Source organism: Citrobacter sp. C13 (genome assembly GCF_014596815.2).
Taxonomy (GTDB): Bacteria; Pseudomonadota; Gammaproteobacteria; order Enterobacterales; family Enterobacteriaceae; genus Citrobacter; species Citrobacter portucalensis.
Map to the genome: position 1 here is coordinate 4,056,882 of NZ_CP115024.1, position 12,844 is coordinate 4,069,725.

At 52.9% G+C, this 12,844-nt stretch carries 11 protein-coding genes; 4 read left to right on the top strand and 7 right to left on the bottom strand.

The window, feature by feature from the left end; genetic code table 11:
• Positions 1-4: 4 nt before the first annotated feature.
• Together dnaJ and dnaK are read right to left on the bottom strand one after the other, a co-directional pair.
• A complete protein-coding gene (gene dnaJ / locus IB222_RS19380; protein WP_003829737.1) occupies positions 5-1,138 on the bottom strand; it encodes a molecular chaperone DnaJ in 1,134 nt (377 codons plus the stop codon).
• 85 nt (positions 1,139-1,223) lie between these two features.
• Positions 1,224-3,146 (bottom strand): molecular chaperone DnaK, encoded by a 1,923-nt coding sequence (gene dnaK, locus IB222_RS19385; protein WP_003829739.1) that lies wholly within the window; start codon positions 3,144-3,146, stop codon positions 1,224-1,226.
• Between the two features lie 384 nt (positions 3,147-3,530).
• On the opposite strand from dnaK, the gene IB222_RS19390 reads away from it, so the two are divergent.
• Together IB222_RS19390 and satP are read left to right on the top strand one after the other, a co-directional pair.
• Positions 3,531-3,935 (top strand): DUF2541 family protein, encoded by a 405-nt coding sequence (locus IB222_RS19390; protein ID WP_003829741.1) that lies wholly within the window; start codon positions 3,531-3,533, stop codon positions 3,933-3,935.
• A gap of 364 nt (positions 3,936-4,299) precedes the next feature.
• On the top strand, positions 4,300-4,866 hold the full coding sequence (gene satP / locus IB222_RS19395; protein WP_003829744.1) for an acetate uptake transporter: 567 nt from the start codon (positions 4,300-4,302) through the stop codon (positions 4,864-4,866).
• A 34-nt stretch (positions 4,867-4,900) separates the two neighbouring features.
• Here satP and IB222_RS19400 read toward each other — a convergent pair whose 3' ends face one another.
• The 3 genes from IB222_RS19400 to tal all read right to left on the bottom strand — a co-directional run bounded on the left by IB222_RS19400 (position 4,901) and on the right by tal (position 7,984).
• A complete protein-coding gene (locus IB222_RS19400; protein WP_003829746.1) occupies positions 4,901-6,208 on the bottom strand; it encodes an MFS transporter in 1,308 nt (435 codons plus the stop codon).
• A 124-nt stretch (positions 6,209-6,332) separates the two neighbouring features.
• Positions 6,333-6,920, bottom strand: a complete 588-nt coding sequence (gene mog, locus IB222_RS19405) for a molybdopterin adenylyltransferase (protein WP_003018973.1) — start codon at positions 6,918-6,920, stop codon at positions 6,333-6,335.
• A gap of 110 nt (positions 6,921-7,030) precedes the next feature.
• Positions 7,031-7,984 (bottom strand): transaldolase, encoded by a 954-nt coding sequence (gene tal, locus IB222_RS19410; RefSeq protein ID WP_003829752.1) that lies wholly within the window; start codon positions 7,982-7,984, stop codon positions 7,031-7,033.
• A gap of 273 nt (positions 7,985-8,257) precedes the next feature.
• Between tal and IB222_RS19415 the strand changes: the two genes are divergently transcribed.
• Together IB222_RS19415 and yaaA are read left to right on the top strand one after the other, a co-directional pair.
• Positions 8,258-9,688: a sodium:alanine symporter family protein gene (locus IB222_RS19415; protein ID WP_149384475.1), complete on the top strand. Its 1,431-nt coding sequence runs from the start codon at positions 8,258-8,260 to the stop codon at positions 9,686-9,688.
• A gap of 77 nt (positions 9,689-9,765) precedes the next feature.
• On the top strand, positions 9,766-10,539 hold the full coding sequence (gene yaaA, locus IB222_RS19420) for a peroxide stress protein YaaA (RefSeq protein ID WP_003829755.1): 774 nt from the start codon (positions 9,766-9,768) through the stop codon (positions 10,537-10,539).
• Between the two features lie 84 nt (positions 10,540-10,623).
• On the opposite strand, the gene thrC is transcribed toward yaaA, so the two are convergent.
• Positions 10,624-11,910, bottom strand: coding sequence for a threonine synthase (gene thrC / locus IB222_RS19425; protein ID WP_003829757.1), 1,287 nt, complete (start codon positions 11,908-11,910; stop codon positions 10,624-10,626).
• Between the two features lie 3 nt (positions 11,911-11,913).
• The gene (thrB, locus tag IB222_RS19430; RefSeq protein WP_128611311.1) at positions 11,914-12,843 is read right to left on the bottom strand and encodes a homoserine kinase; all 930 of its coding nucleotides are present in this window, start codon (positions 12,841-12,843) and stop codon (positions 11,914-11,916) included.
• Between the last annotated feature and the right edge of the window lies 1 nt (position 12,844).

Below are 12,844 nucleotides of genomic sequence, written 5' to 3' on the forward strand. Positions count from 1 at the left end.
AAGCTTAGCGCGTCAGATCGTCAAAGAACTTCTTCACACCGTCGAAGAAGCTTTTGGAGCGCGGACTGTTTTGTTCTCCGGTCGGGCCGCCAAAGCTGTCCTGCAGATCTTTGAGCAGTTGCTTCTGCTTGTCGTTCAGGCCCACAGGGGTTTCAACCACCACGCGGCACAGCAGGTCGCCCTGAGCGCCACCGCGTACAGACTTGACGCCCTTTCCACGCATGCGGAAAAGTTTGCCAGTTTGCGTTTCGCCCGGAATTTTTAGCTTCACGCGACCGTCCAGCGTTGGGACTTCAATCTCGCCGCCCAGCGCTGCCATCGCAAAGTTAATCGGTACTTCGCAGTACAGGTTATTGCCTTCACGTTCGAAAATTGGGTGCTGTTTTACCTGCACCTGAACGTACAAATCACCTGCTGGTGCACCATGCTCACCGGCTTCACCTTCGCCCGCTAAACGAATACGGTCGCCGGTATCAACCCCTGCCGGGATCTTAACGGACAGCGTTTTGCTTTTCTCAACACGACCATGACCGTGGCATTTGTTGCACGGATCTTTGATCAGCGTACCGCGACCCTGGCAGTGTGGACAGGTCTGCTGTACGGCAAAAAAGCCCTGACGCATCTGTACCTGACCAGAACCATGACAGGTTGGACAGGTCTGCGGCTGAGTACCTGCCTTCGCACCGCTACCGTGGCAGACGTCACACTCTTCCAGAGTCGGAATACGGATCTCTTTGGTGACGCCACGCACGGCTTCTTCCAGAGTGAGATCCATGTTGTAACGTAAATCAGCACCACGTGAGGCGCGCTGACGACCACGACCGCCGCCAAAAATATCGCCAAACACGTCACCAAAGATATCGCTGAAGTCAGCCCCGCCGCCAAAACCGCCGCCGCCGCCCATGCCGCCTTGCTCAAACGCTGCATGACCGTACTGATCGTAAGCCGCACGTTTTTGCGCATCGGTCAGGATCTCGTACGCTTCTTTGATCTCTTTAAACTTGGCTTCGGCCTCTTTATCACCCTGGTTGCGGTCCGGGTGAAATTTCATGGCCAGGCGCTTGTAGGCCTTTTTGATTTCACGCTCTTCCGCTGATTTGGAAACGCCTAAAATCTCGTAATAGTCTTGCTTAGCCATCTCTTTTTATCTGCCCCTAACATGCGTGCACGGGCGGAGAGGAAACCTCTTCGCCCGTGCCAGTAATTACCCGTTCAAAGGGCGATTATTTTTTGTCTTTCACTTCTTCAAACTCGGCGTCGACAACGTCGTCATCTTTCGCGTTGTTTGCAGAAGCATCAGCGCCTGCTGCGCCAGCCTGCTGCTGTGCGTGCTGCTGCTGAGCGATTTCCATCAGTTTCTGGGAAACCTGTGCCAGCGCCTGCATTTTCGCTTCGATATCCGCTTTGTCTTCGCCTTTCAGAGAAGTTTCCAGCGCGGTCAGTGCAGACTCGATGGCAGTTTTGTCATCAGCTGGCAGTTTGTCGCCTGCTTCTTCAACCTGCTTACGAGTGCTGTGCAGCAGATGGTCACCCTGGTTACGAGTCTGAACCAGCTCTTCAAACTTACGGTCAGATTCTGCGTTCGCTTCTGCTTCGCGAACCATTTTCTGAATTTCTTCTTCGTTCAGACCAGAAGAAGCCTTGATGGTGATCTTCTGCTCTTTACCGCTGTTTTTGTCTTTCGCGGAAACGTGCAGGATACCGTCGGCATCGATGTCAAAAGTAACTTCGATCTGCGGCATACCGCGCGGAGCCGGGCTGATACCATCCAGATTAAACTGACCCAGATCTTTGTTATCAGCGGCGCGTTTACGTTCACCCTGCAGCACGTGGATGGTTACCGCAGACTGGTTGTCTTCAGCGGTAGAGAACACCTGGCTGTGCTTGGTCGGGATAGTGGTGTTTTTCGCGATCAGTGGAGTCATCACGCCACCCATGGTTTCGATACCCAGAGACAGCGGGGTAACGTCCAGCAGCAGCACGTCTTTCACATCACCGGTCAATACACCACCCTGAACGGCAGCACCGATTGCCACTGCTTCGTCCGGGTTAACGTCTTTACGCGGCTCTTTACCGAAGAACTCAGCAACTTTCTTCTGTACCATCGGCATACGAGTCTGACCACCGACCAGGATAACGTCCTGAACGTCGGAAACAGACAGACCAGCATCCTGCAGAGCAACTTTCAGCGGCTCGATAGAACGGTTAACCAGGTCTTCAACCAGGCTTTCCAGTTTCGCACGGGTCACTTTGATGTTCATGTGTTTCGGACCAGTCGCGTCTGCAGTAATGTACGGCAGGTTCACGTCGGTCTGCTGAGCGGAAGACAGTTCGATCTTCGCTTTCTCAGCGGCTTCTTTCAGACGCTGCATCGCCAGCGGATCATTACGCAGATCGATACCCTGATCTTTCTTAAATTCGTCAACCAGGTAGTTGATCATACGGCTGTCGAAGTCTTCACCACCCAGGTGGGTATCACCGTTGGTTGCCAGAACTTCGAAGGTTTTTTCGCCGTCAACTTCGTCGATTTCGATAATAGAGATATCGAAAGTACCACCACCGAGGTCATAAACCGCGATAGTACGGTTGCCAACTTCTTTATCCAGACCGTAAGCCAGTGCCGCTGCGGTCGGTTCGTTGATGATACGTTTTACTTCCAGACCTGCGATACGGCCAGCATCTTTGGTTGCCTGACGCTGAGCATCGTTGAAGTATGCAGGTACGGTGATAACCGCTTCAGTTACCGGTTCGCCCAGGTAATCTTCAGCCGTTTTCTTCATTTTTTTCAGCACTTCAGCAGAAATCTGCGGCGGTGCCATTTTCTGACCTTTTACATCAATCCATGCATCACCGTTGTCAGCACCGATGATTTTGTACGGCATGATGGCTTCATCACGCTGTACTTCTTCGTCCTGGAAGCGGCGGCCAATCAGGCGTTTAATCGCAAACAGGGTGTTTTGCGGGTTTGTCACTGCCTGACGTTTAGCCGGCTGACCAACCAGAGTTTCACCATCCTGGGTATAAGCAATGATAGAAGGCGTGGTGCGATCGCCCTCGGCGTTCTCCAGCACACGTGCAGTAGTGCCATCCATAATCGCTACACAAGAGTTGGTAGTACCCAGGTCGATACCAATAATTTTACCCATCTAAACGTCTCCACTAAAAATTCGGTCATCATGTGGTTGTGAATCTGTAATAAGGGCGAAACGTGCGGTTTCAACTACCCTGAATCGTTTTTTTTCAGACTCACCACTGCGGTTGTCTACAAGATGGGGTCGTAACCCACGTCATCAAGGGGGGCATGAAAATTTTTTTTAGCACAGTGGCGATAAAATTAAGGTAAAAAGGCAGAAAGGCAAAAAAACGAATAGTTTCCAATCAAAATCAATTCACAAAACAAATCAACACCAGCACGATTATTCATGTGAAAATTGTAATAAAAAGAAAAGATTACGACCATGAAACGGTTTCCCGTCGGCGGTAAGATGGTCTGATGTCACACACTTTTACAGCCGTCAAAGAGAAATTCCATGAAATCCGTGTTAACCCTTTCCACCAGCCTGCTTATGGGCCTGCTGCTGAGCAGCGCCGCACACGCTAACGATCATAAAGTTCTGGGTATGGTTGCGATGCCCCGCAACGCAACCAACGACCTCACGCTGAGAATTCCCGTTTGCCGGGTTGTGAAGCGCATTCAGCTCACCGCCGATCGCGGCGATATTAAACTTAACGGCGCATCCGTCTACTTCAAAGCAGTACGCACTTCCAGCCAAAGCCTGAACGTCCCGTCATCCATTAAAGAGGGACAAACGACCAACTGGATCACTATTAATAGCGACAACGACAATAAACGTTGCGTGTCTAAAATCACCTTCTCAGGCCAGTCAGTAAACTCCTCTGACATGGCAACGCTGAAAGTTATTGGCGACGACTAATTCCGCACATTTTGATTCAGAAGCCATAGAAAACATGCGGGGCAGACACGCGGTTGATGCGAAAGCCTTTGAACTGGAATAACCACTGCCGCGCGCATGAAGCAGCGCCATCTGGCTATGGGTATTTCTCACCAGATCGTCCACCAAATCCCTCAGTTCCCGGTGGTACTTCAAATCGTCTGTCTTAGCAAAATGATCAACCATGCGTAAGCGTGATGCCCATCACAGGGAAAATAATTCATTTTCCCTTCGTTAGATCATAGACAGTGCCCTCTCCCCTGATTATCATGCCGCGCCCCGAAGACAGTGATCGTTATTTGGGGAAACTATTTCACCATTCAATCAATGATGATTTTGAGGAATTATGGGCAACACTAAGTTGGCTAATCCGGCACCGCTGGGCCTGATGGGCTTTGGCATGACCACCATTCTGCTTAACCTGCACAACGCGGGTTTCTTCGCCTTTGACGTTATTATTCTGGCGATGGGCATTTTCTACGGCGGTATCGCGCAAATATTTGCCGGTCTGCTGGAATATAAAAAAGGCAACACCTTCGGTTTAACCGCCTTTACCTCCTACGGTTCGTTCTGGCTGACGCTGGTTGCAATCCTGATCATGCCGAAAATGGGCCTGGCGGATGCAACCAATGGTCAGTTCCTGGGCGTGTACCTGGGTCTGTGGGGCGTGTTCACACTGTTCATGTTCTTCGGCACGCTGAAAGCTAACCGCGCGTTGCAGTTTGTCTTCCTGAGCCTGACAGTGCTGTTCGCACTGCTGGCGGTTGGCAACATTGCAGGTAACGAAGCGATCATTCACGTTGCTGGTTGGATTGGCTTAGTGTGTGGCGCAAGCGCCATTTACCTGGCGATGGGTGAAGTGCTGAACGAACAGTTTGGCCGTACCATCCTGCCGATCGGTGAAGCGCACTAAACTGACGCTATCCCCCCGAACGGGGGGATATTCCTTACAAGCGCTGTAACTCTCCCTGTACACTCGTATCGCGATGATAAATATCCTGTCGCAGCCAAATCCCCAGACCTAACCCCACCAGCGATAACGCCAGCACATACCAGGCCGGAGCCATTGGCGACACGCTCATTAACATCGTCACGGCGATTGGTGTCAGACCACCAAAAATGGCGTACGACACGTTGTAAGAAAAGGAAATTCCGGTAAAGCGGACCTCCGCCGGAAACGCCCGCACCATCACATAAGGCACAGCCCCCACCACACCAACGCACAACCCTACCAGCCCGTATAACAAGAACAAGTGCTGAGGATGGCTGCCGGTCAGATGATAGAAAAACCAGCTTGAACAGGCCAGCAACAGGCTGCCGACAATAAAGGTTTTGCTGGCGCCGACCCGGTCGACAATAAACCCGGCCAGCAGACACCCGACGCACAGCATAATGGTGGCGACACTGTTGGCCTGTAACGTTAGCGCGGGTGCAAAACCATACTGCTTCTGCAACCAGACTGGCGACATCAGGATCACCACCACTATCCCGGCCGATAACAGCCAGGTCAGCAGCATGGAAATGACCACCGCTTTTTTATGTTTGCTCACCACCGACTTCACCGGTAGCTCTTGCGCCAGCGCTTTACGCTGCTGCATTTCGAGGAAGATGGGCGTTTCCTGCAACCAGCGACGCAGGTACATCGCCACCAGCCCAAACACGCCCCCCAACAGGAACGGGATACGCCAGCCGTAGTCATGCACCGCCTGCTGCGTCAGGCTGGTATTCACCAGAGTTGCGACCACCGATCCCAGCAGAATCCCCACCGTCAGCCCAGCGGTCAGTGTGCCACAGGCAATGCCGATGCGGCGCTCCGGTACGTGTTCCGCCACGAACACCCACGCGCCCGGCACTTCTCCGCCGATGGCTGCGCCTTGCAAAATGCGCATCAGCAGTAACAGCAGCGGCGCGAGGATCCCCATTGAGGCGTAGGTAGGCAAAAGACCAATCGCCAGCGTCGGTATCGCCATCAGCAAAATGCTCAGGGTGAACATTTTCTTACGCCCGACCAGATCGCCAAAGTGCGCCATGATGATGCCACCCAGCGGACGCGCCAGATATCCGGCGGCAAAAATGCCAAAGGTTTGCACCTGACGAAGCCATTCAGGAATGTCTGCCGGGAAGAAGAGTTCGCCGACAACAGCGGCAAAGAAGACGAAGATAATGAAATCATAAAACTCAAGCGCACCGCCGAGGGCAGCAAGCGTAAGAGTTTTATAATCCTGGCGATTCAGCGGTCGAGTGTGTTGTGACATAGCAAACCATGAGTCAGTGGAGTTATTGAATCTGTCTTTCGATATATGTAAAGCAAAAATTACTATATCGTAAACAATTCAATACTCCACTATCATTGGCACTTATGTCACGATCGAGCTACTTTCAGGCGTTTGTATCGCGAATTGCGCTTTTAGGACGAAAAGATGCTACTACAGCCGGCGCGGTTTCCACATACGGCCCATCCAGCAACTGTATACAATACGGTACACTTGCAAATATACCCGGCACTATAACCTTACCGTCAGCATCTTTCACGCCTTCCAGCGTTTCTTTGATCGATTTTGGCTGGCCAGGCAGATTCAGGATCAGCGCCTGTTTACGAATCACACCAACCTGGCGGGAGAGAATAGCCGTTGGCACAAAGTGCAGGCTTATCTGGCGCATCTGCTCGCCAAAGCCCGGCATCTGGCGGTCGGCTACGGCCAGCGTGGCATCAGGCGTTACATCGCGGCGGGCCGGACCCGTTCCGCCGGTAGTCAGCACCAGATGACAGCTCATTTCATCCACCAGCTCACATAAGGTCTGTTCGATGATCGCCTGTTCATCCGGGATCAGTCGCGTTTGCAGCTCAAAAGGGGTGGTAAGGGCAGATGCCAGCCACTCTTCAAGGGCCGGGATGCCTTTATCCTGGTAAACGCCGCTGGAAGCACGGTCAGAAATGGAAACCAGGCCAATGCGTAAAGTATTCATGATTATTCCGTTTAAACAGTCTCGTTAAACAGAATGATACACTGCGAAGGGAAGGACAGACAGGTTTCAGAAGAGGTAGCGTGACCCATATCCGGGCCACGCGTTAATGATTACAGCAGATCGCCGATCATTTTTTCCAGTTTACCCTGGTCTACAGCAAACTTACGGATACCGTCCGCCAGTTTGTCTACAGCCATCGGATCCTGGTTGTGCTGCCACAGGAACTCAGCTTCGGTGATGCGTGCAGGACGCGCTTTCACTTCGCCAGAGAAGGACAGTTTACGTTCGATAGTGCCTTCGCTTTCCGCCAGCTCTTTCAGCAGTGCTGGTGCAATCGTCAGACGATCGCAGCCTGCCAGCTCAATGATTTCGCCGACGTTACGGAAGCTCGCACCCATCACCACGGTTTCGTAACCGTGCTGTTTGTAGTACTCGTAGATTTCCGTTACGGAAACCACACCCGGATCTTCTGCCGGTGCATACTCTTTCTTGTCGGTGTTGGCTTTGTACCAGTCCAGAATACGACCAACAAACGGAGAAATCAGGTATACGCCAGCTTCTGCACATGCGCGCGCCTGCGCGAAGGAGAACAGCAGAGTCAGGTTACAGTTGATGCCTTCTTTTTCCAGCTGCTCAGCGGCACGGATGCCCTGCCAGGTTGAAGCCAGTTTGATCAGAATGCGATCGTTGCTAATGCCAGCATCGTTGTACATTTTGATCAGACGTTTTGCTTTCGCGATGGACGCGTCGGTGTCGTAGGACAGACGAGCGTCAACTTCAGTAGAAATACGACCCGGGACCAGTTTCAGGATCTCCAGACCGATATTTACTGCCAGTTTGTCGGTCGCGTCGACGATCTGCTGTGCGCGGTCGTTGCTCTGCTGCTTAGCCCAGGCTACAGCATCATCAATCAGCTTGCGGTATTCTGGGATCTGCGCTGCGTTAAGAATGAGAGAAGGGTTAGTTGTGGCATCCTGAGGCTGATACAGCTTCATTGCCGCGATGTCTCCGGTGTCGGCCACTACTGTGGTGAACTGACGAAGGGAGGTCAATTTGTCCGTCATGATAGCGATTCTCTTTAAACAGCTTGTTAGGGGGATGTAACCGATCTTCCCTGATGATAGCACGACGCACTCTCAGCGCAACCGCCTGGATTGTCCGACCCGCTGCTCAGCCCTGATTACGCATCTCACAGCCCGTGATGCGCAATTAAAGATATACCCATTGTTATGGTAAACTCCCGCAATCAATCACCTTATAAGGTATATACTGGTCGATAATTGGTAGCGCTTACACGGGATTATTCGCGCTTACCGGCATCAACAAGAGGGATGTTAATGCCTGATTTTTTCTCATTTATTAATGAAATACTCTGGGGATCGGTGATGATCTACCTCCTGCTTGGCGCAGGATGTTGGTTCACCTGGCGTACAGGGTTCGTGCAGTTCCGCTATATTCGCCAGTTTGGCAAAAGTCTTAAAAACAGCATCAGCCCGCAGCCGGGCGGTTTAACTTCCTTTCAGGCATTGTGCACCAGTCTTGCCGCGCGCGTCGGTAGCGGAAATCTGGCGGGTGTGGCGTTGGCGATCGCCGCCGGCGGCGCGGGAGCCATTTTCTGGATGTGGGTCTCGGCGGTCATTGGTATGGCAACCTCATTCGCTGAGTGCTCACTTGCCCAACTGTATAAAGAGCGCGACAGCAAGGGACAGTTTCGCGGCGGTCCTGCATGGTATATGGCCCGTGGGCTGGGCATGCGCTGGATGGGCGTGCTGTTTGCCATCTTTTTACTCATTGCCTATGGTCTGATTTTTAATAGCGTTCAGGCAAATTCAGTCTCTCGTGCGCTGACCTTTGCTTTTGACATCCCTCCCCTCTTATCCGGTATCGCACTGGCAATCGCGTCATTACTGGTCATCGTCGGCGGCATTAAAGGCGTCGCACGCCTGATGCAATGGTTTGTTCCGATGATGGCGCTGCTGTGGATCGGTTGTAGCCTCGTCATCTGCCTTTGGCATTTCGGACAGCTCCCCGGCATTATCATGACCATCATAAAAAGCGCCTTTGGCTGGCAGGAGGCCGCGGCCGGTGCCGCCGGGTATACGCTGAGCCAGGCCATTGCCAGCGGCTTTCAACGCGGTATGTTCTCTAATGAAGCCGGAATGGGATCAACCCCGAACGCGGCTGCCTCGGCAGCATCCTGGCCGCCACACCCTGCGGCACAAGGCATTGTGCAAATGATCGGGGTATTAGGCGATACGCTAATTCTTTGTACGGCCAGCGCAATGATCATTTTACTGGCGGGTAATGGCACCACTTATGTGCCAATGGAAGGCATCCAGTTGCTGCAAAGAGCCATGGTCTCGCTGACGGGTGAATGGGGAGCCGGATTCGTGGCTTTTATTGTGATTCTGTTTGCCTTTAGCTCTATCGTCGCCAACTACATTTATGCGGAAAACAACCTCGTTTTCCTGAAGCTGGACAACATCCGCGTCATCTGGCTATTACGTATCGCTACCGTGAGTACCGTTGTTGGGGGAACGTTAGTCAGCTTCCCACTCGTCTGGCAGTTGGCCGACATCATTATGGCTTGTATGGCCATCACTAACCTGACGGCGATTCTGCTGCTTTCTCCGGTTGTCCATACCATCGCCAGCGACTATCTGCGCCAGCGTAAACTCGGGGTGCGCCCAGAATTCGATCCGCGCCGTTATCCTGATATCAGACAACAGCTTGCGCCCGATAGCTGGGATGAAACGCCGCGCGAATAGCGCGGCAATCGCAACCATCGATCAATTCAGTCGTTTTTTTTGCTAAAGTCGCAGTAAATTTCCTGCAAGGACTGGATATGCTGATTCTGATTTCACCTGCAAAAACGCTCGACTACCAAAGCCCGCTGGCAACGACACGTCATACGCTGCCCGAGTTGCTGGATCACTCTCAGCAGCTTATTCACGTGGCACGCCAGCTCTCTGCACCGCAGATTGGCAAGCTGATGGGGATTAGCGACAAGCTGGCGGATCTGAACGCCACCCGTTTCCATGACTGGCAGCCTGACTTCACGCCGGACAATGCACGTCAGGCCATCCTGGCGTTTAAAGGCGACGTCTATACAGGGTTGCAGGCTGAAACCTTCAGCGAGGCGGATTTCGACTTCGCTCAACAGCATTTACGGATGCTGTCCGGGCTATACGGCGTTTTACGTCCGTTGGATTTGATGCAGCCTTACCGTCTGGAGATGGGCATTCGTCTGGCCAATGCGAAGGGTAAAGATCTCTACCAGTTCTGGGGAGATACCATCACCGATAAACTTAACGAAGCGCTGGAAGCGCAAGGCGACAGCGTGGTGATTAACCTCGCCTCGGATGAGTATTTTAAATCCGTGAAGCCGAAAAAACTCAACGCTGAGCTTATCAAACCGGTCTTCCTCGACGAGAAAAACGGCAAGTTCAAAGTCATCAGTTTCTATGCCAAAAAAGCGCGCGGCCTGATGAGTCGCTACATTATTGAGAACCGCTTAACGCAGCCGGAACAATTGACCGCATTTAACAGCGAAGGTTATTTCTTTGATGAAGAAGCATCAGGAAACAGCGAACTGGTATTTAAACGCCACGAGCAATAGTAAAAAGGCCGGATGACGGCTAACGCCTTATCCGGCCTACAGGTTTTGTTGGCCCGCTAAGCAAAATGCCAGCGGGCACAACCGTTATCCGCGGGTCATCATCAGCTTACGCAGCGCAGCAAAATCAGCAGGCAGGTGATGAGAAAGCAGCGGCAGATCCGCGCGTTCCGCCAGTTCTTTTGGCAACGCCAGCGTCAGGTCAAGAATCTCTTCAACGCTTTCTTTAAACTTCGCCGGATGCGCAGTACCGAGGAACAAGCCATACTCGCCAGGGTTTAGCTGGTCACGCAGCGCGCGGTAAGCCACCGCCGCATGCGGTTCTGAGGTGTAGCCCATCTCATGTAGTTCACGCATGGTGTCCTGGGTCGTCGCATCGTCGACAGCGGCATAACCCAGTTCATTCAGACGCCAGATTTTACGGCGGAACAGTTCTTCCACGCGCGGCCAGTTGTTCGGCTGGCTGACATCCATCGCATTCGATAACGTCGCCTGAGTCGCTTTCGGCGCCCACTCACCTTCTGCAAGGAAGCGCGGAACCGTATCGTTGACGTTAGTCGCCGCGATAAAACGCTTCACCGGCAAGCCCAGTGATTTCGCCAGCAGCCCGGCAGTCAGATCACCAAAGTTACCGCTGGGAACGGAAATCACCAGTTGATTACGCGCCTCTTGCGGCAGTTGGGCCACAGCCTCAAAGTAGTAACAGATTTGCGCCAGCAGACGGCTAATGTTAATTGAGTTAGCCGAGTTCAGTCCCAGAGCCACCTTCAGCTCTTCGTCATCAAACGCCTGTTTCACCAGCGCCTGGCAGGCATCAAAATCGCCATCAATAGCCACAGTTTCAATGTTACCGCCCAGCGTACAGAACAGTTTTTCCTGTAATGGGCTGATCTTGCCGTTCGGGTAGAGGATCACCACGCGCACATTTTTCAGGCCATAAAAGGCATGCGCAACGGCCGCCCCGGTATCTCCGGAGGTCGCCGTCAGAATCGTTACCGGTTTGTCGCCACTAATGTGCGTCAGCATCTGCGCCATAAAGCGCCCGCCAAAGTCTTTAAATGCAAGCGTTGGGCCGTGGAACAGTTCCAGACAGCCGACATCCGCGGCAACCTGAGCAACCGGTGCCGGAAAGGCAAATGCCGCGCGCACGCGCTCTTCCAGAATTTCCTGAGGGATCTCATCACCAATAAATGCGGACAGGATCTTCGCACTGCGGCTAACGAAGTCCTGCTTCAGCATCTCATCCACTTCTGTCAGATTGAATTCCGGTAGATCGTGCGGAAAAAACAATCCCTGATTCTTGCCCAGTCCTTGCGTAACAGCCTGTGCAAAGCTGACCTGTTCGTTGTGATCTTTCAGATTATACAGTTTCATTGATTATCCCAGTACCCGGGCGCCCGCCGTGTCCAGCCGGCAAATATGAACAAAGCCTTCCTGATTTTGCAGGTAATTTTTACCCAGCCAGTCTGCTACGCGCTGCGCCGTATCCGGCTTATCGCACAAGGCGAACAGCGTCGGCCCTGACCCAGATATACCGCTGGCCAGCGCGCCAATTTCGGCTACCGCCTGACGCGCCTGGCTAAAGCCTGGCAGCAAGCGGGTACGATACGGCTCAGCAATGACATCTTTCATCAGCTTCGCGGCCAGAAGAGGCTGACGGGAATAGCAGGCATGGATGAATCCCGCCAGATGCCGCCCGTGAGCGATACAGTCCTGACGGCGATACTGCGCTGGGAGAATCGCCCGCGCTTCAGCCGTCGACACTTTAATCCCTGGATACGCCAGTACCCACAGCCACTCATCAAAGCCTGGCACCTGCTGGCTAATAATGCCGTTTTCTTCAATCATTAACTGCATACCGCCCAAAAAGCACGGGGCGACGTTATCGTAATGAATACTGCCGGAGATACGTCCTTCAAGTTCGCCCATTATCGCTAACAGGCGCGTATCGTTGAGCGGCTTACCGCAATGTTCGTTCATAGCGACTAACGCCGCCACGACGGAACAGGCGCTGGAGCCTAACCCGGAGCCAATCGGCATATTTTTTTCCAGCGTCATCGCCACCGGAACGCTTTTACCCAGCTCCTGACAGAATCGCTCCCAGCACTGATAGACAATGTTTTCTCGCGGCTCAGGCGGCAGCTTGTTGGCAAAACGTCCGAGGTTGTTCAGGCTGAACTGGTCAGCCGCCTCAACGGACACCACATCGCCCAACAGCGAACCGTCCACCGGAGTTACCGCCGCACCGAGTACATCAAACCCGACGCTCATATTGGCACTGGAAGCCGGGGCATAAACTCTTACCATG

What these genes read in the sequence shown, in the direction of transcription:
- mog (WP_003018973.1), bottom strand. Translation starts at nt 6,920, where the DNA reads ATGAATACTTTACGCATTGGCCTGGTTTCCATTTCTGACCGTGCTTCC.
- satP (WP_003829744.1), top strand. Translation starts at nt 4,300, where the DNA reads ATGGGCAACACTAAGTTGGCTAATCCGGCACCGCTGGGCCTGATGGGC.
- IB222_RS19390 (WP_003829741.1), top strand. Translation starts at nt 3,531, where the DNA reads ATGAAATCCGTGTTAACCCTTTCCACCAGCCTGCTTATGGGCCTGCTG.
- thrB (WP_128611311.1), bottom strand. Translation starts at nt 12,843, where the DNA reads ATGGTAAGAGTTTATGCCCCGGCTTCCAGTGCCAATATGAGCGTCGGG.
- tal (WP_003829752.1), bottom strand. Translation starts at nt 7,984, where the DNA reads ATGACGGACAAATTGACCTCCCTTCGTCAGTTCACCACAGTAGTGGCC.
- IB222_RS19415 (WP_149384475.1), top strand. Translation starts at nt 8,258, where the DNA reads ATGCCTGATTTTTTCTCATTTATTAATGAAATACTCTGGGGATCGGTG.
- yaaA (WP_003829755.1), top strand. Translation starts at nt 9,766, where the DNA reads ATGCTGATTCTGATTTCACCTGCAAAAACGCTCGACTACCAAAGCCCG.
- thrC (WP_003829757.1), bottom strand. Translation starts at nt 11,910, where the DNA reads ATGAAACTGTATAATCTGAAAGATCACAACGAACAGGTCAGCTTTGCA.
- dnaJ (WP_003829737.1), bottom strand. Translation starts at nt 1,138, where the DNA reads ATGGCTAAGCAAGACTATTACGAGATTTTAGGCGTTTCCAAATCAGCG.
- dnaK (WP_003829739.1), bottom strand. Translation starts at nt 3,146, where the DNA reads ATGGGTAAAATTATTGGTATCGACCTGGGTACTACCAACTCTTGTGTA.
- IB222_RS19400 (WP_003829746.1), bottom strand. Translation starts at nt 6,208, where the DNA reads ATGTCACAACACACTCGACCGCTGAATCGCCAGGATTATAAAACTCTT.